Origin of the sequence: Micromonospora sp. KC213 (genome assembly GCF_004348325.1) — a bacterium.
Lineage (GTDB): Bacteria > Actinomycetota > Actinomycetes > Mycobacteriales > Micromonosporaceae > Micromonospora.
This window is the reverse complement of record NZ_SMKF01000102.1, coordinates 1-21339: the sequence shown is the minus strand read 5'-3', so window position 1 is coordinate 21339 and position 21339 is coordinate 1. Positions and strand designations below refer to the sequence as shown.

The 21339-nt window shown below is 73.6% G+C and carries 20 protein-coding genes; 7 read left to right on the top strand and 13 right to left on the bottom strand.

Features of this window, described 5'->3' with window-relative positions; all coding sequences use genetic code 11:
• The 4 genes from E1166_RS19955 to E1166_RS19940 all read right to left on the bottom strand — a co-directional run.
• Positions 1 to 214, bottom strand: a 214-nt coding sequence (locus E1166_RS19955; protein ID WP_165942651.1) for a zf-TFIIB domain-containing protein, incomplete at its 3' end; no start/stop codon positions are given.
• A gap of 29 nt (positions 215 to 243) precedes the next feature.
• On the bottom strand, positions 244 to 876 hold the full coding sequence (locus E1166_RS19950) for a phosphoribosyltransferase family protein (protein WP_132340900.1): 633 nt from the start codon (positions 874 to 876) through the stop codon (positions 244 to 246).
• A 9-nt stretch (positions 877 to 885) separates the two neighbouring features.
• Positions 886 to 2187 carry a glycosyltransferase 87 family protein gene (locus E1166_RS19945; RefSeq protein WP_132340898.1) on the bottom strand — a complete coding sequence of 434 codons (1302 nt, stop codon included), beginning with the start codon at positions 2185 to 2187 and terminating at the stop codon, positions 886 to 888.
• Entirely contained in the window at positions 2184 to 4706 is a 2523-nt protein-coding gene (locus tag E1166_RS19940; protein ID WP_207914373.1) for a bifunctional diguanylate cyclase/phosphodiesterase, read from the bottom strand. The genes E1166_RS19945 and E1166_RS19940 overlap by 4 nt, the downstream gene beginning before the upstream one ends.
• A gap of 658 nt (positions 4707 to 5364) precedes the next feature.
• Here E1166_RS19940 and moaC point away from each other — a divergent pair.
• The 4 genes from moaC (at position 5365) to E1166_RS19920 (ending at position 8090) form a co-directional block, all read left to right on the top strand.
• Positions 5365 to 5859, top strand: coding sequence for a cyclic pyranopterin monophosphate synthase MoaC (gene moaC / locus E1166_RS19935; protein WP_132340896.1), 495 nt, complete (start codon positions 5365 to 5367; stop codon positions 5857 to 5859).
• Positions 5856 to 6326, top strand: a complete 471-nt coding sequence (locus tag E1166_RS19930) for a MogA/MoaB family molybdenum cofactor biosynthesis protein (RefSeq protein WP_132266867.1) — start codon at positions 5856 to 5858, stop codon at positions 6324 to 6326. Before moaC ends, E1166_RS19930 begins: the two co-directional genes overlap by 4 nt.
• Before the next feature lie 76 nt (positions 6327 to 6402).
• Positions 6403 to 7662, top strand: coding sequence for a molybdopterin molybdotransferase MoeA (locus E1166_RS19925; protein WP_243710441.1), 1260 nt, complete (start codon positions 6403 to 6405; stop codon positions 7660 to 7662).
• An 8-nt stretch (positions 7663 to 7670) separates the two neighbouring features.
• Positions 7671 to 8090, top strand: a complete 420-nt coding sequence (locus E1166_RS19920; RefSeq protein ID WP_132340906.1) for a molybdenum cofactor biosynthesis protein MoaE — start codon at positions 7671 to 7673, stop codon at positions 8088 to 8090.
• Between the two features lie 37 nt (positions 8091 to 8127).
• Here the strand turns inward: E1166_RS19920 and E1166_RS19915 are convergent, their stop codons facing one another.
• Positions 8128 to 9570 (bottom strand): glycosyltransferase 87 family protein, encoded by a 1443-nt coding sequence (locus E1166_RS19915; RefSeq protein ID WP_132340892.1) that lies wholly within the window; start codon positions 9568 to 9570, stop codon positions 8128 to 8130.
• A 203-nt stretch (positions 9571 to 9773) separates the two neighbouring features.
• Positions 9774 to 10319, bottom strand: coding sequence for a DoxX family protein (locus E1166_RS19910; protein ID WP_132340890.1), 546 nt, complete (start codon positions 10317 to 10319; stop codon positions 9774 to 9776).
• Positions 10320 to 10447: 128 nt separating this feature from the next.
• Between E1166_RS19910 and E1166_RS19905 the strand changes: the two genes are divergently transcribed.
• Positions 10448 to 10993, top strand: a complete 546-nt coding sequence (locus E1166_RS19905; protein ID WP_132340888.1) for an N-acetyltransferase — start codon at positions 10448 to 10450, stop codon at positions 10991 to 10993.
• 48 nt (positions 10994 to 11041) lie between these two features.
• Here E1166_RS19905 and E1166_RS19900 read toward each other — a convergent pair whose 3' ends face one another.
• Both E1166_RS19900 and E1166_RS19895 read right to left on the bottom strand, forming a co-directional pair.
• Positions 11042 to 12280, bottom strand: coding sequence for an ATP-binding protein (locus E1166_RS19900; protein WP_132340886.1), 1239 nt, complete (start codon positions 12278 to 12280; stop codon positions 11042 to 11044).
• A gap of 143 nt (positions 12281 to 12423) precedes the next feature.
• A complete protein-coding gene (locus E1166_RS19895) occupies positions 12424 to 12927 on the bottom strand; it encodes a hypothetical protein (RefSeq protein ID WP_132340904.1) in 504 nt (167 codons plus the stop codon).
• 292 nt (positions 12928 to 13219) lie between these two features.
• Between E1166_RS19895 and E1166_RS19890 the strand changes: the two genes are divergently transcribed.
• Complete coding sequence (locus tag E1166_RS19890) at positions 13220 to 14197, top strand: EamA family transporter (RefSeq protein ID WP_132340884.1); 978 nt, start codon at positions 13220 to 13222, stop codon at positions 14195 to 14197.
• 11 nt (positions 14198 to 14208) lie between these two features.
• On the top strand, positions 14209 to 14916 hold the full coding sequence (locus tag E1166_RS19885) for an A24 family peptidase (protein ID WP_243710440.1): 708 nt from the start codon (positions 14209 to 14211) through the stop codon (positions 14914 to 14916).
• A 72-nt stretch (positions 14917 to 14988) separates the two neighbouring features.
• On the opposite strand, the gene E1166_RS19880 is transcribed toward E1166_RS19885, so the two are convergent.
• From E1166_RS19880 to E1166_RS19860, 5 genes are all read right to left on the bottom strand, one after another.
• On the bottom strand, positions 14989 to 18180 hold the full coding sequence (locus tag E1166_RS19880; protein WP_132340882.1) for a UvrD-helicase domain-containing protein: 3192 nt from the start codon (positions 18178 to 18180) through the stop codon (positions 14989 to 14991).
• 94 nt (positions 18181 to 18274) lie between these two features.
• Positions 18275 to 19522, bottom strand: coding sequence for a metallophosphoesterase (locus E1166_RS19875; RefSeq protein ID WP_132340880.1), 1248 nt, complete (start codon positions 19520 to 19522; stop codon positions 18275 to 18277).
• A gap of 12 nt (positions 19523 to 19534) precedes the next feature.
• Complete coding sequence (locus E1166_RS19870; RefSeq protein ID WP_132340878.1) at positions 19535 to 19780, bottom strand: MoaD/ThiS family protein; 246 nt, start codon at positions 19778 to 19780, stop codon at positions 19535 to 19537.
• Between the two features lie 3 nt (positions 19781 to 19783).
• Positions 19784 to 20797 carry a GTP 3',8-cyclase MoaA gene (moaA, locus tag E1166_RS19865; RefSeq protein WP_132340876.1) on the bottom strand — a complete coding sequence of 338 codons (1014 nt, stop codon included), beginning with the start codon at positions 20795 to 20797 and terminating at the stop codon, positions 19784 to 19786.
• A partial coding sequence (locus tag E1166_RS19860) for a fructosamine kinase family protein (protein WP_165944387.1) occupies positions 20794 to 21339 on the bottom strand: 546 nt, incomplete at its 5' end. The genes E1166_RS19860 and moaA, both read right to left, overlap by 4 nt.

Here is a 21339-nt window from a genome sequence, read left to right as displayed (position 1 = left end):
GGGCGTACCCACCCGGCGCGGGGGCCTGCTGGGGCTGCTGCCCGGGCACCCCGGCGGCGTGTTGCCGGTTCCAGTTCGCCTCGGCCTCGAAGAGCTTCTCGAGCTCGCCGCGGTCGAGGAAGATCCCCCGGCACTCGCTGCACTGGTCGATGACGACTCCGCTGCGCTCGTACTGGCGCATGTCTGCGTGACACTTGGGACAGGTGAGCTGCATCGTTCGACCGTACCCCGTGGTGGCGAACTTCAGGCGGTGGCGATCAACGCTTGGGTGACCTCGTCGTCGGAGACCTCGTGGAAGTCGTCGTAGTAGGCGCCGACCGCCCCGAAGTCGGGCGGCCGTTGGGCGCAGACGACCTGGTCGGCCTCGGCGGCCAGCATCTCGTACGCCTCCTGCGAGCCGACCGGCACCGCGACGACGACCCGGCGGGCGCCGAGGTGGCGGGCGACCCGGACGGCGGCCCGGGCCGTGGCGCCGGTGGCCAGGCCGTCGTCGACGATCACGGCGGTACGCCCGGTCAGGTCCAGTGGTGGGCGGCCGGCCCGGTAGCGGGCCTCCCGCCGGTCCAGTTCGACCTGTTCCCGGCGCTGTACCTCGGCGACGTCGTCGGGGCCGAGCCGGGCGGCGACCGGATCGTTGAGCACCCGTATGCCGCTCGGCCCGAGCGCGCCGAAGGCGACCTCGGGGGCGAACGGCATGCCCAGTTTCCGGACCACCAGCACGTCCAGCGGGGCGCCGAGCCGGTCGGCGACGACCCGGGCCACCGGTACGCCACCGCGGACCAGCCCCAGCACGATGACGTCGGGCTGGCCGACGAGGCCGGTCAGTCGTTCGGCGAGTTGCCGGCCGGCGTCCTCACGATCGCGGTAGGTGCTCATGTTCCAGGTCTACGCCCTGGCGTGCGCCTCCGTCCGGGAAACGGGAACACGGGTGGGGGCGGACAGCAGCGCGGGGGCCCAGATCAGCAGGGCGAGCGGGTAGAGGAGGTACCCGAAGCGGGTGGAGGGCATCAGCAGGATCGCCGCGAGCAGGCCGTACCCGCAGATCAGCGCGGTTGCGGCGGCGGTGCGGGGCGGGCGGCGCAGCAGCCGGACGGCGATGGCCAGTCCGGCCGCGACGAGCAGCGCGGCGGCGACGGCTCGACCGGCCGGCAGGGTGGTCGCCACGAGGTGCCCGGGGAAGGGAGACTGGGCGGGGCTGGTGACCAGTCCGTGCCCGAGCGGGAACCGCAGTACGTTCTCCACCAGGGCGTCCCGGTCGACCAGCAGGGCGGGGAGCAGGGCGAGCACCGGCAGGCCGAACGCGCCGGCGGCGACCCGCAGACCGGAGCGTCGGGTCGCGCCCCAGAAGATCAGCACCAGGGCGACCGGCCAGGCGAAGAGCTTGAGTGCCCCGGCGAGCCCGACGGCGACGCCGGTGGCGACGGGTCGGCCGGCGGCGGCGAACGCCAGGGCGAGCAGGCAGAGCGCGAGGACCGGCAGGTCGTCGCCGCCGGTGGCGAGGGTGAGCGCGCAGACCGGCAGTACGGTGGCGGCCTGTACGCCGCGCAGCACGGCGGCCGGCGCCGGGCTTCCGGTGGCAAACCGCCGGGTGTCGCGCAGGGTGGCCACGGCCAGCGTCAACACCAGTGCGGTGACCAGCGCGAACCAGACCCGGGAGTCGGTCCACCAGGCGTCGGTGGCGGCTCGGGGCAGCCCGAACAGCGCCATTCCCGGCTGGTACGGCGTGTAGCCGAGCAGCCGTTCGTCGGCGGGAAGCGCCGCGATGGCGTCGTGGCCGAGGTACGGGGTGCCGGTCTCGGTCAGCCGGATCCCGGCGTGCTCGACCACCACCACCTCCTCCTGCGCCCGGTCGGTACGCCCGGCCGCCCGCTGCACGCTCTGCGCCACGAGGGGGAGCAGCGCGGTGGTCAGCCAGGCCAGCCCGGCGACCACCGACCGGGCCGCGGTGCCGGCCCAGGCCGGCCTGGCCCGGCGGACGAGGAGTTGACCGGCGACCAGCAGCGCGGCGAGCAGGTAGCCGACCGTGGCGATGCTTCCCCACGCGCGGTGCGGTGCCAGGGTGGAGGTGGCCGCGGTGGCCGCGGCGAAGCCGGCGGAGATGGCGTACAGGCCCAGGTCGAGGGCGAGGCCGCCGGCGGCGGAGTGCACCGTCCGCCAGGTGCGGGCGGCTCGGGAGGGGGCGGTCACGCGGGCAAGTGTGGCAGACCGGCGTTGCGGATCCGCGGGGGTGGACGGCGGCCGGCAGCGAGCCGGATGACGGTGCCGGTGTCGTGCAGCGGCGGGACGAGGACGCCCGGGCGGCCGCCCGGCCCGCGTTGCAGGGCGGCGAGGAGAGTGCCGGCGGGCAGCGGGCGGGCGAACAGGTGCCCCTGTCCGGCACCGCAGCCCAGCTCCCAGAGGGCGCGGCGTTGCGACTCGCTCTCCACGCCCTCGGCCACCACGGTCAGGTCGAGGCTGCGGCCCAGGTCGAGGGTGGAGCGGATCACCGCGGCGGCCTCCGGGGAGCTGTCCATCGCGGTGACGAAGCTCCGGTCGATCTTCAGCTCGTGCACGGGGATGCGGGAGAGCAGCGAGAGGGAGGAGTAACCGGTGCCGAAGTCGTCGAGGGCGAGCCGGACGCCGGCCTCGCGCAGCCGGTTGAGCACCTGGTCGACGACGTCGAGTTGGCTGAGGGTCAGCGTCTCGGTCAGTTCCAGCACGAGCCGTTCCGGCGGCAGGTCGTGGGCGCGTAGCCGGGCCAGGACCGCGCCGGGGAAGCGGGCGTCGAGCAGGCTGCGTGGGGACACGTTGACCGAGACCGGCACGTCGAAGCCGGCGGTACGCCAGGTGACGGCGGCCAGCAGGGCCTGGTCGAGGATCGCCTCGGCGAACGCCGGCAGCAGGCCGGAGCGTTCGACGGCGTCGATGAAGCGCAGCGGGTCGATCACGCCGTGCACGGGATGGTGCCAGCGGGCCAGGGCCTCCGCGCCGGTCACCGCGCCGCTGCCCAGCTCCACGATCGGCTGGAAGTTGACGGTGAACTCCTGGTCGGCGACCGCCCGGGGCAGTTCACCGCCGAGGGCGAGCCGGCCGAGGTCGGCGGTGTCCCGGGTGGGGACGTACGTGGCGATCCGCTGACCGGCCCGTTTGGCCTGGTACATCGCCACGTCCGCGCGGCGCAGCAGTTCCGGCATGCCGCCGCTGGCGGGGGCGGCTGCGATGCCGCCGCTGGCCTCCACGCTGATCCGCATCCCGTCCACCTCGAACGGCTCGTGCAGGACGCCGATCAGCGTTTCCGCCCGGTGCGCGGCGACGGCGGGGGCGGACAGGCCGCGCAGCAGCACGGCGAACTCGTCGCCGCCGAGGCGGGCCACCAGGTCGGTGTCCCGGGCGGCGTCGCGCAGCCGGTCGGCGACCTGGGTGAGCACCTGGTCCCCGGCGGCGTGCCCGAGCGTGTCGTTGACCTCCTTGAAGTGGTTGAGGTCGATCAGGACCAGCGCGGTGATCCCCTCGGCGTGCCGGGTGTTGAGCTGCTCGGTGCCGCTTTCCAGCAGGTGTCGGCGGTTGGCGAGGCCGGTGAGGGCGTCGTGGGTGGCGGCGTGCTCGTGTTCGGCGGCCACCCGGGCCAGTTCCGCGTACGCGCGGGCGTTGCGGACGGCGGTGCAGAGCGCGGAGGCGAACGTGCGCAGGGTGTACTGCTCGCGTTCGGAGAGCTGGACCGGCCCGTGGAAACGCAGTCGCAGGGTGCCGATGTCGGCGGTCCGGTCGTGCCCTTCGAGGCGGGCGGTGACCACCGCGCCGTCGATCGGGCTGGGTTCGCTGGCCGGTCCGTCGTACGTGATCACGCCGCTGGCACCGCGGATGGTCCGGCCCTCGTCGCCGAGCACGATCTCGACCTCGTCGGCGGAGAAGAGTTCGGCGGCCTGGGTCACCGCGATGGTGAGGACCTGGTCCAGCTCGACCACGTTGAGGGCGTCGGTGGTGCGGGCGAGGCGCTGCCAGGCCTGTTGCTCGGTGCGGGTGCGGATCCGGGTGGAGTACGCGAGGTGCAGGCTGAGCACCAGGGGTGGCACGGCGAGCAGCAGCTGGGGGTCGGCCCGGAGCAGGATCAGGGTGCAGGCGGCCACCACGAACCGCACCACGAAGCCGCCGATCCGCAGGTCGAGGTTGCTGCGGAACTGGCGGGAGATCCGGGTGCCCGAGGCGATGGCGATGACGGGTATGGCCAGCACGTCGTCCAGCAGGGCAGCGACCAGGTAGGCGACGGCGAGGAGGCCGACCTGTTGGGCGACGCCCATGGTGGGTGCCCAGTGCAGGGCCGCCAGCGTGGCGCCGGCCCCGGAGGCGAGGATGGTGTTCTTGCCGACCCCGAAGAACAACTTGATCGCGGGGAGGCGCCAGGAGGCCAGCGCGGCGCCGATGGGGGTGCAGAGCACGGCCCAGGGCAGGGGCGCGAGGGCCACGGTGAGCACGATGGCCATCTCGCTCCAGCTGATCAGGTGGGTGGTTGACCTGATGCGGATGCGGACCTTGACCGAGGTACCCATCGTGACCGTCAGGGCGAGCGCGAGCAGCACGGCCGCGTCGTCGATGGACCGGGGTGGGACGGAGACCACGGTGGCCCAGAGCGCGGCGAGGGTCGCGCAGGTCGCGAGAACGACGACGAGACCGACGAGCAGCCGGAGCTGCCGATCGGTCTCATTCTCGCGTCGCCTGGTAAGAGTCACACCACTCCCGGCTGACCGCCTCACCTCTGGCCGCAGCCTATCGCGCGGGGACCCAGAGGTCACAGGCCCGGAACTCAGCCCCACTCGCTGCCGCGCATGTCCTGCCTCCCTCGCCTCCGGGCACCCGCCTTATTTGCTGGCGATGTGCTGCTTCGTTGATGATTGGCAGCGTAAGTGAAGATGGCGATAATTAGGATGTGTATATGTAATTTCATTCAACATAAGCCAACAACGTGGCTATTCATGACTTTCCGTTTATCAGGTCTGTGCGGAGAGCGGTAAGGTCGTTCTTTTGCGTACCCACGCCGATGCGTCAGGTGTTCGTCTCGGTGCGTGAAAAATCCACTGGCAGTCCCAGTGTCGCGGCGGGGTGACCGCCACTCATCCGGGGTTCAGTTCGAGTCCTCCGTCGGATCAGGCGAGGGCCGGTGAGGGCCATCCGGGACGGAGCCCGGTGAAGGAATGGTGCCGGATCGCGACCGGCCACCCGAATCCGGCCCGGACTGTCGAACGAAAGTCGAACGCCCTCGTCGCATTCTTGGAAATATGGGCTATTGCTGGCTTGCGGTGCAGATCGCCGCGGCTGCTTCCCTGGTCGACGGTGCCGCCGTGCCCGCACCGGAGCGTCGTGCGCGGACCGGACGATAGGCTCGGCGCCGTGACCGAACCCGGGCAGCAGCTCACCCACGTCGACGCGGCGGGCGCGGCCCGCATGGTCGACGTCTCCGCCAAGCCGGTCTCCGGCCGGCTCGCCGTCGCCGCCGGCCGGCTGCGCACCACCGCCGCGGTGGTCGACCTGCTGCGCCGCGACGGACTGCCGAAGGGCGACGCCCTCGCGGTCGGCCGGCTCGCCGGCATCATGGGCGCCAAGCGCACCCCCGAGCTGATCCCGCTCTGCCACCCGATCGCCCTGCACGGCGTCGCGGTCGACCTCGAACTCACCGCCGACACCGTCGAGATCACGGCAACGGCGCGGACCGCCGACCGCACCGGGGTCGAGATGGAGGCGTTGACCGCCGTGGCCGTCGCCGGCCTCGCGCTGGTCGACATGGTCAAGGCGGTCGACCCGGCCGCCAGCGTGGAGGCCGTCCGGGTGCTCCGCAAGGAAGGCGGCAAGACCGGCGAGTGGGTCCGCCCGGTGGACCGGCCGTGATCCGGGCCCGGGTGGTGGTGGCCTCCAACCGGGCCGCCGCCGGCGTCTACGCCGACACCAGTGGACCGCTGCTGGTGGCGGGGCTGCGCGAGCTGGGCTGCGCCGTCGACGACCCGGTGGTGGTGCCCGACGGGGAGCCGGTGGGCGCGGCGCTGCGGGCCGCCCTCGCCGACGGCGTCGACGTGGTACTGACCAGCGGGGGTACCGGGATCACCCCGACCGACCGGACTCCGGACGTGACCCGGGCGCTGCTGGACTACGAGATCCCCGGCATCGCCGAGGCGATCCGCGCGCACAGCCGGGACCGCGTCCCCACGGCGGCGCTGTCCCGCGCGCTCGCCGGGGTGGCCGGTCGGATGCTGGTGGTCAACCTGCCCGGTTCGACCGGCGGGGCCAGGGACGGTCTCGCCGTGCTCGGACCGATCCTGGCCCACACCGTGGACCAGTTGCGCGGTGGCGACCACTGACAGTGAGGCGGGACGGCGTGGCGATAGGCTCGCCATGACGAAACGCGGAAACACCCCCGGGAAGGGAGGCCAGCCGGTGAGCACGGAAACCGCCGCCACGGCGGCGGAGGTGGCCGCGCCGCCGCCGGCCGACTGGGAACAGGCCCGCGCCCGGGTGTACGCGGCCGGCCGTGCCGCCGCGTTGCCCGTGGTCACCCGGCCGCTCGCCGACACCGACGGGCACACGCTCGCCGAACCGCTGACCACCCGGACCGACCTGCCCGCCTTTCCCACCTCCAGCGTGGACGGCTGGGCGGTGCGGGGTGCCGGCCCGTGGGACGTCGTCGGGCGGGCGCTGGCCGGGAACAGCCCGCCCCCGCTGACCGCCGACGGCACCACCGTCGAGATCGCCACCGGGGCGATGGTCCCGACGGGTACCACCGCGGTGCTGCGAATCGAGGAGTCGAGCCGTACGCCGGACGGGCGGGTCACCGGCATCCCACGGCCGAAGCCGGAGTGGCGGGAGCCGGGTGAGGAGGCGTACGCGGGTGAGGAACTGCTCCCTGCCGGTACCCCGGTCGACCCGGCGTTGGTCGGGCTGGCCGCCTCCTGCGGCCACGACCAGCTCCGGGTGCGCCGCCGGCCCCGGGCCGCGCTGCTGGTCTTCGGCGACGAACTGCTGACCGCCGGCCCGCCCGGTGCCGGGCGGGTGCGGGACGCGCTCGGCCCGGCGGTGCCGGCCTGGCTGCGTCGCTACGGCTGTGAGGTGCCCCCCGCCGACGTGGTCGGTCCGGTCGCGGACACGCTCCCCGCCCACGTGGCCGCGCTGCGTGGCGCACTCGACGCCGCCGACCTGGTCTGCACCACCGGCGGCACCATGCACGGCCCGGTCGACCACCTGCACCCGGCGCTCGCGGCCCTCGGCGCGGAGTACGTGGTGAACACCGTCGCGGTGCGTCCCGGCTTCCCGATGCTGCTGGCCCGGGTGACCGGTGCCGACGGCCGGGTCCGGTTCGTGGCCGGGCTGCCGGGCAACCCGCAGTCGGCGATCGTCGCCCTGGTCTCCCTGGTCGCGCCGTTGCTGGCCGGGCTGACCGGTCGACCCGTGCCGGCGTTGCCGTACGCCGCGCTCGCCGAGCCGGTGCCCGGCCGGGGCGCGTACACCCATCTGGCGCTGGTCCGGCTGGACCGGGCCGCCGGCACCGCCCACCCGGTGCGCCACGTCGGCTCGGCGATGCTGCGCGGGTTGGCCGGCGCGGACGGCTTCGCGGTGATCCGTCCCGGCACCAGCGGCGAGGTCGGCGCGCGGGTGCCGGTCGTGCCGCTGCCGCTGCTGCCGGGGGAGCGTGCGGGGTGAGCGCCGACGTGGCCGTGACCGTACTCGCCGTCACCGACCGGCCGTTGGACCTGGCCGCGCACGAGGCGGCGGTCGCCGACCGCCGGGCCGGTGCGGTGGTCTCCTTCCAGGGCGTCGTCCGCGATCACGACCACGGCCGGCCGGTCGTCCTGCTGGAGTACGAGGGGCATCCCAGCGCCGAGGCCGTGCTCCGCGAGGTCGCCGCCGAGATCGCGGCCGACCCCGCCGTCTACGCGGTCGCGGTCTCGCACCGGATCGGGCGGCTGGAGATCGGCGACGCCGCCCTGGTCGCCGCGGTCAGCACCGCGCACCGGGCGGCGGCCTTCGCCGCCTGCGCCCGGCTGGTCGACGAGGTCAAGGCGCGTCTGCCGATCTGGAAGCGGCAGGTCTTCGCCGACGGCACCGAGGAGTGGGTGAACTGCCCCTGACCGGATCCGGTCCGGTCGCCCCGGTCGGCCGGCGTGGTCAGCGACGTGCCGCACCGGCCGGGACGCGGGCCGTCCGGAGGGTGTAGAACGCCGGTTCGGCACCGGGCCGCCAGGGCAGCGCGGCCACCAGCACGATGAGCGCCAGCGCCAGTGAGTTCTCCATCAGCGCGCCGAACAGGCCGTCCTGGTAGTGCGACACCTCGGGGAGTTGGTGTTCGTACGGCCAGATGGGCGAGACCAGGAAGAGCAGGTAGAGGCCGGCGGCCGCGACGGCGTGCCGCAGGCCGGTCAGCGTCGGGTACCAGAGCGGCGGGCGCAGCCCGTTGACCGGCGGACCCTTGTACGCCGACGACTGCGCCGCCCGCAGCGCCAGGCCCCGGCTCGCCTCGTGCCGGCGTATCGCGGCGTCGGCGAGCACGATGACCGCCGGGACGACCCAGACCAGGTGGTGCGTCCAGGAGATCGGACTGATCACGTTGGCGGTCAGCCCGACGAGCGTGAAGGCGGTCAGTTCGTCGCCTTCGGCGCGGGCGGTGGTGGCCCGGGACAGCCCGAGCGCCAGGATCAGCACGGAGAACGACAGCCAGAGCAGGCCGGGCGTCTCGATGGAGTCGTACAGCCGGGCCAGCAGGCCGGCCAACGACTGGTTGGGGGTCATGTCGGCGGCGCCGACCCGCTCGGTCTGCCAGAGCACCCCGGCGAAGTACGCCCGGGACTCCGGACCGACCAGCGCGAAGGTGCCGAGGGTGACGCCGATGGTGGTGCCGACCGCGGTGGCCGCGACCCGCCACTGCCGGGTGACCAGCAGGTAGACGACGAACAGCGCGGGGGTCAACTTGACCGCGGTGGCCAGGCCGATGCCCACGCCGGCCCATGATCCGCTGTAGAGGAAACGCAGCAGGGCCCCGTCGGTGCGGCGGCCGTGGGTGCCCCGCCGGGAGCGCCAGCGCAACCCGACCAGATCGGCCATCACCAGTGCGAAGAGCAGCAGGTTGACCTGGCCGTAGCCGAGGGTTTCCCGGACCGGTTCGAGGGCGACGGACATCGCCGTGGCGATCCCGACGGCGAACCACAGCGACCAGCCGAGCCGGTCGACGATCGGGCGCAGCAGCGCGGCCAGCACCACCGCCAGTGCCGCGATGCTGCCCACCGCGTTGACCCAGCCGGCCGCCGCGACCGGCAGGTACGCCATCGGCAGCATCGCCAGGGCCGCGAAGGGCGGGTAGGTGAAACCGAGGGTGGTGGTGGGCGCGATGAAGTCGTAAAGATCGTGACCGCTGGCCCACCACACCACCGCGCCGTGGTAGATCTTCATGTCGAAGAAGTTGTACGGTCGACCGAACAGGCCGATGGCCAGCCATGCCGCGTACGCGACGGCGGTGACGATGCCGATCCGTACGACCGTCCTGCGCTCGATGCCGCGCGTAGCGCGGCGGACCGTGGCGAGGCGGTCCAGCCCTGAACCGACGATCGTCGGCATGGCGTGGCCACCCCCGTACCAAGGTCGTCCTACCCGTCCAGGTCCGGTACGGAGCCTAGAACGGCGCCTCACGTCAATGCCTCCCGCGTTATGCGACCGTGTCCGATCCCACACATGTTTGCGACATTTCCGCCGCGTTAACAGCAGTGGGGTGGTTCAGGAGATTCGCGGCCTTGCGGGGGTGGCGGCCGTATTGATGCAGGTCAGCCAGGGAGCTTGCGCGCCGCGGCGGCCGACCGGAGGGCGATGCGGGCCTCGCGGCGGGCCGTACGGACGGCACGCCGGACGGACCGGCGGGAATGACCGATGCGGTGACCCGCCCGCCAGCGCAGACCCGGCTTCCCCTCGGTGTCCGCGGCGGCCAGCAGCAGCCCGCCGAGGAGACCGAGATTCTTCAGGAAATGGATCTGGTGACTGGTCCGGGTCGCCGGGTCGTCGCTGTTCCAGAACGGATGCCCGGCGACCGTGGTGGGCACCAGGGTGCCGGCGAGCAGCAGGGCGGCGGGGCGGGTGAACCGGCCCGTGGCGAACATCAGGCCGGCGGCGAGTTGCACCGCCGCGTTGGCGCGGACCAGTGTCTCCGGGTCGCTCGGAAGTTGCGGGGCGGTCCGCTGGATCAGGGGGGCGACCCGGTCGGTGACCGGCTTGGCGACCGGGACGAGCCGCTCGGGATGTTGAAGGTTGCGGGCGCCGCTGGCCACGAAGATGCCGCTCAACATGACGCGGGCGAGGAAGCGCACGGGTTTCATGGGTCAGTCATACCCCGTCGGAGCGACGGCCACCCCGACAACCGCCGATCCGGATCGGCCCGGGTAACGCCACGCCGATCTGAGCGACCGTCGCTGATGGACCGGCGGAGGCGGGTAACGTCGCGCGGGTGACGACGCTGCGGTTGCGCCCCGAGGACCCGGCCGACACGTTCGCGGTCCGCCGGGTGCTGACCGCCGCGTTCGCCCGGCCGGACGGCACCACCCCGGGCGAGGTGACGCTCGTCGAGGAACTGCGGGGCAGCGCGGCGTGGATTCCCGAACTGGCCATGGTGGCCGAGTACGGCGGTGAGGTGGTCGGGTACGCGCTGTTGAGTCGCGTCCACGTCGCGTCCGACGCCGTCCGGTGGCCGGCGTTGGTGCTCGGGCCGGTCGGGGTGGCCCCGCACCGGCAGCGGGTCGGCCACGGCGCCGCCGTGGTGCAGGCCGCGCTGGACGCGGCCACCGAGTTGGGCGAGCGGCTGGTGGTGGTGCTCGGCGATCCGGCCTACTACCGACGGTTCGGGTTCGGTCCGGCGGACCGGCTGGGGTTGACCAGCCCGTGGTCCGGTCTCGGCGAGCCCTGGCAGGCGCTGGTGCTGCCGCCGGACGTCAGCGGCGAGCCGCCGCCCCCGTCGGGCGAGGTGGTCTTCCCGCCCCCCTGGTCCCGCGTCTGACCGTCGGCCGGACAGGGCGGGTCGCGGTCCGGTCGGCGTGGGCTGTGGTCAGGTCGGCTGGGTGCGCAGGTAGCGGCCGAAGTGCGGAACCGTGAAGGCGACCGTGCCCCGCTCGCCGGAGTAGATCAGTCCCTTCTTGATCAGCGCGTCCCGGGCGGGCGACAGGCTGGCCGGCTTGCGGCCGAGCGCGCGGGCGATTTCGGCGGTCGGCACCGCTGCGTCCATGTCGTCCCGACCGCCGCCGTCGTCCTCGCCCCGCACCAGCGACAGCGTCGCCATGGCCCGCATGTACTCGCGTTCGGCCGGGGTGGCCCGCTCGAAGCGGGAGCCGAAGAAGCCGACCGCCAGTTCGGCCTCCGCCTCGGGGGCGGCGACCCGCACGTCCGCCGTGGTGATCGGGGAGCGGGGCGCATGATCCCAGGTCGCCTTTCCGTACGCCTGGACGAAGTACGGGTATCCGCCGGACTTCTCGTAGAGCAGGTCGAGGGCCTTCTGCTCGTACTCGACTCCCTCCCGCGCCGCCGGCGCGCAGAGCGCCTGGTCGGCGGCGAGCCGGTCCAACCGGTCGATGCGTTGGTAGCGGAAGAGCCGTTCCGAGTACGACTTGGCCGCGCTGAGCACGGCCGGCAGGTGCGGCAGGCCGGCGCCGACCACGATCAGCGGGGCACCGAGTTGGGACAACTCGTGGCAGGCGGCGCAGAGCGCGGAGACATCCTCCGCGCCGAGGTCCTGCATCTCGTCGATGAAGACCGCGATCCCGGTGCCCACGTCGGCGGCGACCCCGGCCGCGTCGGTGAGCAGCTCGACAAGGTCGATCTCGATGTCGCCGGAGTCGGCCCGGCCGCTGCTCGCCGGTACGTCGATGCCGGGCTGCCAGCGGTCGCGCACCTTCGGGGCGGCCCCGCGGGCGGCCGGCACGGTGCGCTGCGCGAACGCTTTGAGCACGCCGAGGAAGGCGTCGATCCGGTCCGGGGCGCGGTGCCGGGGCGCCAGTTCCCGGACCGCCATGTGCAGGGCGGCGGCGATCGGGCGGCGTAGCGACTGGTCCGGCCGGGCCTCGATCTTGCCGGTGCCCCAGAGCCGGTTGATGGCCTGCGAGCGGAGCGTGTTGAGCAGCACCGTCTTACCGACGCCGCGCAGCCCGGTGAGCATCAGGCTGCGCTCGGGGCGGCCTCGGGCGATGCGTTCCAGGACCACGTCGAAGACGTCCAGTTCCCGCCCCCGCCCGGCGAGTTCGGGCGGACGCTGACCGGCGCCCGGGGCGTACGGGTTGCGGACGGGATCCACGCATCGCACAGTATCGAGCCGTCTAGCCGTGAACCTAGAGATGGCTAGAGGCGGCTATCGGCGTGTCTTCCGTCCTCGACCAAAAACTAGGGCTCTCTACCGTGGATGCTAGACAGCCCTAGTTTCGGCTACCGCGGAGGCGGTCAGCGCTTCCTCAGGCACAGGACGAAGTCCAACGAGTCCAGTTCGCTGTCGAAGAAGAACCAGTCGGTGTAGCCGGCCACCGCCCCGCACTTCGTCTCGGCGTCCTTCTCGCCGCTGGTCTCCCCGTCGAACCGGCGCAGCACCTCGTACGTCTGCGGGGTGCAGTCGGCGATGAGCAGCTTGGGCTTCCCACCAACCGGGCCGGTGTTTCGGACGCACTCACCGACCTTCACGAAACGCGGGTCCGCCGAGGAGGCCGGCGCGGGCGCAGTGGGCAACGCTCCCACCGGCCCCGGCACCGTGGCGTTCGTGGTCGGCCCGGCCTCGGCCGGCGACGCCCCGTCGTCCATTGCGCCTGCCCGGTACCACAGCACGGCCGTGCCCCCGAGCACGACGGCCGCCAGCACGGCCAGCACCGTCCGCAGCGCGCCACGCCGGCGCCTCGGGCGCGGCGGTGTCGGCCCGGCCAGGTACGCCGTCGGGCTGCCCGACTGGTACGGCACCGTCGGCGGCTGGTACCCGACGGTGGTCTGCCCGCCCGCCTGCCAGCCCTGGGTGCCGGGCGTCGCGCCCGACTGCCAATCCGGCGTGGCGGGCGTCTCGCCCCAACCGCTCCGGCGGGGCGGATCCGGCGTGGCGTCGTACGCGTCGCCGGGGCGTCGCCCGTCCCACGGCGGGGGCGCACCGTGGGGGGATCCGTAGTTCGCCATCCAGCCTCCTGCGTACTCCACCGCTGAGGAAGTTCGGTCACCCTCGTCGGACGCCGACACCTGGTCACCGTAGCGTGGCCCACCGATGGGCTCATCTTTCTCACGTACGCCGGCCGGACCAGCTCTGGTCTGGACCGCGCTGGCGCTGGTCTATGTCCTCTGGGGTTCCACCTACCTCGGCATCCGGATCGCCGTGGAGTCGTGGCCGCCATTCACCTCGGCCGCCCTTCGCTTCGCCGTGGCGGCGCTGGTGCTCGCCGCCGTCCTGCGACTGCGCCGGGGACCGGGTGCGTTGCGGGTGGATCGCCGGCAGTTCGGCTCGGCCGCGCTGATCGGCGTGCTGCTGCTGGCGGGCGGCAACGGGCTGGTGGTGCTCGCCGAGTCCGGTCCGCCCGCGACGGCCGTACCGTCGGGCATCGCGGCCCTGCTGGTCGCCACCGTCCCGCTGCTCGTGGCGCTGCTTCGTACGGCCACCGGCGACCGGCCCCGTGGGTGGACCATGGTCGGGGTGACCGTCGGTTTCCTCGGTCTGGTGCTGCTGGTGCTTCCCACCGGGGACACGGCAGCGGTGCCGCTGGCCGGGGCGCTCATCGTGGTCGCGGGGGCGGTCTGCTGGTCGGTCGGCTCGTTCCTCTCCGGGCGCCTGCGGATGCCCGCCGACCCCTTTGTCGCCACCGTGTACGAGATGGTCGCGGGGGCCGCCGCGCTGGCCGGGCTCGGTCTGGCCCGCAACGAGCTGCGCGGCTTCTCGCCGGGCGACGTGACCGGCCGGTCGTGGGCCGCGCTGGCGTACCTGATGGTCGCCGGCTCGCTGGTCGCCTTCACCGCGTACGTCTGGTTGCTGCACCACGCGCCGATCTCGCTGGTCGCCACGTACGCCTACGTGAACCCGGTGGTGGCGGTCGTGCTCGGCGCGCTGTTGGTCGCCGAGCCGGTCACCGCGCAGGTGCTGGTCGGCGGCGCGGTGATCGTGGCGGGGGTGGCGCTGGTGGTGAGCAGTGAGCGTCCCCGGCAACCGTCCGGGAAGGTCGCCGGGGCGGCGGGAAAGCCCGCGCGCCGGTAACCTCCCGCCCCGTGTCCGTCGGCCTGGTGACCGCCGCCGCGCTGCTCGGCGCTCTCGCCGGTGTGCTGTCCGGCCGTGCCATGCCGGTGGTCGCCCGGCGCTCTCCCGGCTCGGGCCCGCCGATCGCGCCGGGCCTGCTTGCTGCCGGTGCGGGTGATTCGCCCGGCTGCGCCGGCCGGTCGACGGGACGGATCCGGGCGGGTGCGGTGCCGGGTGCCGTCGGGGCAGTGGTCTTCGGTGGGCTGGCCGCCGTGCGTGGCCCCGACCCTGCCTTGCCCGGGTACCTGCTGATGGCGGCCGGTGGGTTGGTGCTCGCCCGGGTCGACCTCACCTGCCTGCGTCTGCCCGATCCGCTGGTGGCGGCCACCGCCCTGGCCGGCGGTGCCGGCCTGGTGGCCGCCGCGTCGACCGCCGGGACGCCGGCCCGGCTGTGGGCCGCGCTCGCCGGGGCGGTGCTCTCCTTCGCCGGGTACGCGCTGCTGGCCCTCCTGCCCGGCTCGCGGCTCGGCTACGGCGACGTGAAGCTCGCCGCCGTCCTCGGGCTGCCGCTCGGTTGGCTCGGCTGGCCGGCCCTCGGGCTCGGCCTGCTCCTCCCGCACCTCCTCCACGGGGTGGTGGTGCTCGGCCTGCTGGCCGCCCGCCGGGTCCGCCGGGACACCGCCCTTCCCTTCGGCCCGGCGCTGCTGGCCGGTGCCTGGCTCGCCGTGCTGCTCGGCTGAGCCCCGCTCGGCCATCGAAAGCCGCTGACGCCCCGCATTGCCGCAAACGGAGTGGATCATGTCGGCGGGCTGTCAGATGAGGCGCAGCTGGCGGTCCTTGGGTCGACGCGGTTCCGCCTCACCGAACCGTTCGAAGAGGCCCGGGTCGATCACGTCGAGGAAGGGCGACGGACGGCACTCGCGCTCCGCGCCGTGCCGCACCCGGCGGGCGGCGTGGCTGACATAGAGCCGGTCCTGGGCCCGGGTCAACCCCACGAAGAAGAGCCGCCGCTCCTCGGCGACCGCGTCGTCGTCCGGTTCGCTGCCCGGCCACCGCAACGGCAGCAGCCCGTCCTCCGCCCCGACCAGGAACACCACCGGGAACTCCAGACCCTTCGCCGCGTGCAGGGTCAGCAGGGTGACCGCCTCGGCGCGCGGGTCGAGGGCGTCCACCTCCGCGCCGGTGGCCAACTGGGACAGGAACAGCTCCAGGTCGTCGCCGCAACGCCGGGCCAGCGGGGTGAGCAGGTCCACCGCCACCCGGATGTCCTCGGGGCGTACCGCGCCGGAACCGTCCAGCGTGGGAGCGGCGAAACGCTCGGCGAGCACCTCTCCGGCGAGACGGACCCGGGCGGCCAGCGGGCCGCCGAGCCCGGCGTGCCGCAGCTCGCGGGCGATCGCCGGCACGCCCGGCCGGTCCCGCAGCCGGTCGTGCGAGCGCTTCTGCACCGGGATGTTCGCCCGGGCCAGCGCGTCCACGATCGGCGCGGCCTGCGAGTCGGTGCGGTAGAGCACCGCGATGTCGGAGAACGACAGGGAGGTGACCCGACCGTCGATCCGTCCCGAGTCCAGCGACCGGTGCGACAGCCCGCCAACCAGATCGTCGATGGTGCGTACCACGAAATCGGCCTCGTCGGCGACGGAGGCCGCCGGGTAGCGACCGACCAGCGGGGCCTCGGGGTCGAGTCGGGCCGGATCGAGCCGGCGGCCCCGGACCAGCGACGACGGCGCGATAGTCTGCACGGCGGCGGCCAGGATCGGCGCCGACGAGCGGTAGTTGCGGTTGAGCCGGACCAACCGGGCATCGGTGAAGTCCTGCGAGAAACGCAGGAAGTAGCCGACGTCAGCACCCCGGAACGAGTAAATCGCCTGGTCCGGGTCGCCGATCGCACAGAGGTTGCCGTCGGCGGGGCTGATCAGGCGCAGCAGCTCGTACTGGACCGCGTCGACGTCCTGGTACTCGTCCACGAAGATCCACCGCCAGCGGTCGCGGTACTCGTCGACCAGCCTCCGGTCACCGCTCAGCAGCGCGACCGGCAGGGTGAGCAGCTCGTCCAGGTCGACCAGATCCCGCTTGCGCAGCAGGGTCGTGTACCGGGCGTCGTCGTCGCCGGCCTCGGCGCGGGCGGCGGCCCGGTCGCCGTCGTCGGCGATCCGGAAGCCGGTCGGCAGCCCGGCCGCCGCCGCGTTCTCCCGCAGGATGGTCAACCCGAGCGAGTGGAAGGTGCCCACGGTGACGTCCTCGGCCACCGGGCCGAGCAGCCCGTCCAGACGGTGCCGCAGCTCCTCGGCGGCCCGCCGGGTGAAGGTGATCGCCAGGCACTGCTCCGGGAAGACGTTCAGCTCGGCGCAGAGGTACGCGATCCGGTGGGTCAGCGTCCGGGTCTTGCCGGTGCCCGGCCCGGCCACGATCAACAGCGGGCCGCCCGGCGCGGAGGCGGCCACCCGCTGCATCGCGTCCAGTCGGTCCAGCAGCCCGGTGCCGACCTCCTCCATGCCGGCCAGCATCGGCTCGAACGGCTCGTGCGGCGAGGGCGACGGCGCGATCGGTGGCGGCGGCGGAGCCTGCGTGGCCTTCCGCTTCGGCTCGACCTTCGCCGCCGGCCGCCGGGCCTTCGGCTTCGGCGCCGGCTCCGCGGGGCTGCGCTGCGCCGGCACCGGTACGTCGAAGAGCGCGTCCTGGGTCGTGGGGGTGCCGCCCGCACCCAGCTCGGCGGGGTCGAACAGGGTGATCACGCCGTACTCGCCGTCGTAGCCGGGCACCCGGCGGACGTCGCCGCGGCGCAGCCGCCCGATCGCCTCGGCGAGCAGTTCGCCGCCGACCCGGCCGATCGCGTCGACCGGGGTACGGGTGAGGATCTCCAGCTCCGGGCCGAGCGCGGCGACCAGCTCGTTGAGCTTCCCCTCGACCTTCTTCGACCGGGCGCCGACCTTGTTGATCTCGCCGAGGATCTCGGCCAGCGGCACCAGATGGGTCACCTCGCGGGCCTGCGCAGGCCGGTGCCCCACCGGCCGGTCGGCCAGTTCCTCCACCCGGCTCAGCACGCCCACGGTCAGCGGCTTGCCGCACTCCGGGCAGCGCCCGCCGGCCTGCCGGGTACGCTCCGGTGCCCAGTTGACCCCACAGAGGCGGTGCCCGTCGGCGTGGTACTTCCCCTCCTCGGGGAAGAACTCGATCGTCCCGGTCAACCCGTCTGCGCCGCGCAGCGCCTCCCGGATGGCGAAGTAGTCCCGGGCGCAGGAGAAGACGGTCGCCTCCCGGCCCAGCGCGGGCGGCGAGTGGGCGTCCGAGTTGGACACCAGCCGGTAGCCGTCCAGGCTGCCGACGCGCCAGTTCATCTCCGGGTCCGACGAGAGGCCGGTCTCCACCGCGAAGATGTGCCCGGCCAGGTCGGCGTAACAGTCGGCGATCGCGTCGAAGCCGGACTTCGAGCCCAGCGCCGAGAACCAGGGTGTCCAGATGTGCGCCGGCACCAGATAACCGTCGCTGCTGGCCTCCAGGGTGATCTCCAGCAGATCCCGGGAGTCCAGACCGAGGATCGGCCGGCCGTCCGAGCCGAGGTTGCCGATCCGCCCCAGTGCCGCGTTGAACCGTCCCACCGCGTCCAGATCCGGCAGGTAGACCAGGTGGTGCACCTTCCGGGTCCGGTCGTCCCGCTTGTAGATCGTGGAGATCTCCACGCTCAGCATGAACCGGACCGGGTCGGCCTCGGCCACGCTCGCCAGCCGCGGCGGCAACCGGCGGGCGATGTCCCGCTCCGCCTCGGGGTCGAGCCGGTACAGGCCGGGCTCGGCGGGACGCAGGGTCTCCCGCAGGTGGTCGTACCAGGCGGGATGGGTGAAGTCCCCGGTACCGAGCACCCCGATGCCCTTGCGCCGGGCCCACCAGCCGAGGTTCGGCAGGGTGAGGTCGCGGCTGCACGCGCGCGAGTACTTCGAGTGGATGTGCAGGTCCGCGACGAATGGCGGGAGGCCACCGGGGGGTGCGGCGCTGAACGGAGGCACGCCGCATCCTGTCACGAGTGGTCCAGTGCCCGCCCGTCGCCACGCGTACGCGTGACCTGAGCAATCCGGTGCTGGACGGTGGGCCCGGGTCGCGCTATGGGGTACGCAGCTCGACCAGGGTCACCTGCGGCGGGGCGCCGACGCGTACCGGCGGGCCCCAGAAGCCGGCGCCGTTGGTGACGTACACCTTGGTGCCGTCCACCTCGCCCAGCCCGGAGACCACCGGCTGCTGGAGCCGCACGGCCAGGTTGAACGGGACCATCTGTCCGCCGTGGGTGTGCCCGGACAGTTGCAGGTCGACGCCGAACTTCGCCGCCTCGTGCGCGGCTACTGGCTGGTGGGCGAGCAGCACCACCGGCCGGGTGGTGTCCCGGTCGGCGAGCGCGGCGGCGTAGTCGGCGGGCGCGGCCACCCCGGTGCCGGCGGCGGTGACGTCGTTCACACCAGCCAAGTCGAGCACGCCACCCCGGGCCCGGATCTCCTGGCGCTCGTTCTGGAGCACCCGCAGGCCGAGCCGGTCCACCTCCCGTACCCACTCCTCCACGCCGGAGTAGTACTCGTGGTTGCCGGTGACGAAGAAGCTGCCGTACCGGGAGCGGAGGTCCCGCAGCGGCGCGGCGGCCTCGCCCAACTCGGCGACCGAGCCGTCGACGAGGTCACCGACGACCGCGACGATGTCCGCGTCCAGCCGGTTGATCATCGCGACGATCCGCTGGGTGTGCTCCGGGCCGTTGAGGGGTCCGATGTGGATGTCGGAGACGGTGGCGATGCGTAGCCCGTCCATGCTCCGGGGCAGCTTGGCCAGGGGGATCTGCACCCGGTCCAGCTGCGGCGGACCCAGGGCGGTGCGGACGCCGTACCCGGTGACGCCCGCCGCGGTGAGCCCGGCGAAGATCGCCGCCCCCCGGGCGAGCAGCAACCGGCGAGCCGGGTCGTGGTCCGGCTGGTTCACGGCCGCGGCAGCCGGCGGGTCGGCGGCACCGGCGGCACCGACCAGCACCGGCTCCGGCGCGGCGGTGGTCGGCTCGGCGACCACCGCCCGGCGGCGCAGCACCAGCTTCGCCACCGCCGTCGGCACTTCCAGCAGCAGCAGTACGACCAGCAGGTAGAACATCAGGGCGAGCCAGAGGTAGCCCGGCCAGGCCAGCCAGAACGCCCCGACGGCCCGAGTGGTGATCATGGTGGCCGGGACGAGCAGCGCGAGGACGAGCGCGACGACACTGCCGGCCTTCCGCCACCGGCCCGGCCCGGTGGTGTCCTTGACCAGCCGCTTCCACAGATAAAAGTGGATCAAGCCGGTGATCAGTGTGAGGGTGGCCACGAAGCCCGTGATCGCCAGCATGCCGGCCCTTTCTCAGCCGCCCGCGAAGGGTGGCAGCACGTCGATCGTGGCCCCGGGCGGCAGCGGTTTCCGACGATCATGACAGGCCACGCCGTCCACCAGGAAGCTCGCCACCGCCAGGACGGCGGCCAGCCGCTGTCCGTGGCGGTCGCCGAGTTCACCGACGAGTTCGTCCACGGACCGGCCCGCCGGCACGCTCTCCTCGGTACGCCCCGCGGCGGCCCGGGCCCCGGCGTAGTAGCGGACGGTGAGGTGCATCGCTCAACCTCCGATCGCCGACATGGGTCGGGACGGTTGCAGGAAGCTGGGGTCGTCGATGCCGTGCCCGGCCCGCTTGACCCGCGTGGCGGCCTGCCAGCGCCGGGCCAGCTCGCCGTCGTCCGCGCCGGCCCGTAGCGCGCCGCGCAGGTCGGACTCCTCGGTGGCGAACAGGCAGTTGCGGACCTGACCGTCGGCGGTGAGCCGGGTCCGGTCGCAGTCCCCGCAGAAGGGCCGGGTGACGGTGGCGATCACGCCCACCCGGGCCGGACCGCCGTCGACCAGCCAGGTCTCGGCCGGGGCCCCGCCGCGCAGGGCCGGATCCGGGGTGAGCGTGAACTCCTGCTCCAACGCGCCGAGGATCTCGTCCGCGGTGACCATGGCCGCGCGGTCCCAGCCGTGCTGGGCGTCCAGCGGCATCTGCTCGATGTACCGCAGCTCGTAACCGTGGTCGAGGGCGAAACGCAGCAGCGCTGGGGCCTCGTCGTCGTTGACCCCACGCATCAGCACCGAGTTGATCTTGACGGGGGTCAGGCCGGCGCCGGCCGCGCCGTTCAGCCCGGCGAGCACGTCGGCCAGCCGGTCCCGCCGGGTCAGCGCGGCGAACCGCTCCCGATCCAGGGTGTCCAGCGACACGTTCACCCGGTCCAGCCCGGCCTCGCGCAGGGCGGGGGCGAGTCGGTGCAGGCCGATGCCGTTGGTGGTGAGCGAGATCCGCGGCCGTGGGGTGAGCGACGCCACCGCGGCGACGATGCCGGTCAGCCCGGGGCGGATCAGCGGCTCCCCCCCGGTGAAGCGCACCTCGGTCACGCCGAGCCGCTCCACGGCCACCCGGACCAGCCGGACGATCTCCGCGTCGGCCAGCAGCTGCGGCCCGGCCAACCACGGCAGCCCTTCGGCCGGCATGCAGTAGGTGCAGCGCAGATTGCACTTGTCGGTCAGCGAGACGCGCAGGTCCCGGGCGACACGGCCGTACCGGTCGACGAGGACGCCGTCGGTCGTCGGAGCGGCGGTCACCCGTTGACGGTAGCGCGGCCGAGCCCGTCCAGCGCCGCGCGGGCGGCCCGGGTGACCGCATCGCGGTACGTCGTCCCGAACAGGGCGGTGTGCACCAGCAGCAGATGGAGCTGATGCAGCGGTACCCGTTCCCGCCAGCCGTCCGCCAGCGGCCACGCCTCCCGGTAGGCGGCCATGATCCGGTCGTGGTGCGGGGGCCCGCCGAAAAGCGCCAACTGGGCCAGGTCGGTCTCCCGGTGCCCACCGTGCGCCGCCGGGTCGATCAGCCACACCCGGTCGTCGGCACCCCAGAGCAGGTTGCCGGGCCAGAGGTCGCCGTGAACCCGGGCCGGCGGCTCGTCCCCGCCGAACTCACCGATCCGCGCCACGACCTGCTCGACCAGCGCGGCCTCCGCCGCTCCGAGCGCGCCGTCCGCCACCGACCGGCGCAGGTACGGCAGGAGCCGTCGCCGGGCGAACCAGTCCGACCACGGGCCCTCGTCCGGGGTGTTGTCCTGCGGCAGCGGGCCGATGAAGCCCGCCCACTCCGCCCCGAACGCCAC

Excerpts from the sequence above, each read along its gene's own strand:
- E1166_RS19950 (WP_132340900.1), bottom strand. The coding sequence starts at position 876 with ATGAGCACCTACCGCGATCGTGAGGACGCCGGCCGGCAACTCGCCGAA.
- E1166_RS19915 (WP_132340892.1), bottom strand. The coding sequence starts at position 9,570 with ATGCCGACGATCGTCGGTTCAGGGCTGGACCGCCTCGCCACGGTCCGC.
- E1166_RS19910 (WP_132340890.1), bottom strand. The coding sequence starts at position 10,319 with ATGAAACCCGTGCGCTTCCTCGCCCGCGTCATGTTGAGCGGCATCTTC.
- E1166_RS19890 (WP_132340884.1), top strand. The coding sequence starts at position 13,220 with ATGGGCTCATCTTTCTCACGTACGCCGGCCGGACCAGCTCTGGTCTGG.
- E1166_RS19875 (WP_132340880.1), bottom strand. The coding sequence starts at position 19,522 with ATGCTGGCGATCACGGGCTTCGTGGCCACCCTCACACTGATCACCGGC.
- E1166_RS19870 (WP_132340878.1), bottom strand. The coding sequence starts at position 19,780 with ATGCACCTCACCGTCCGCTACTACGCCGGGGCCCGGGCCGCCGCGGGG.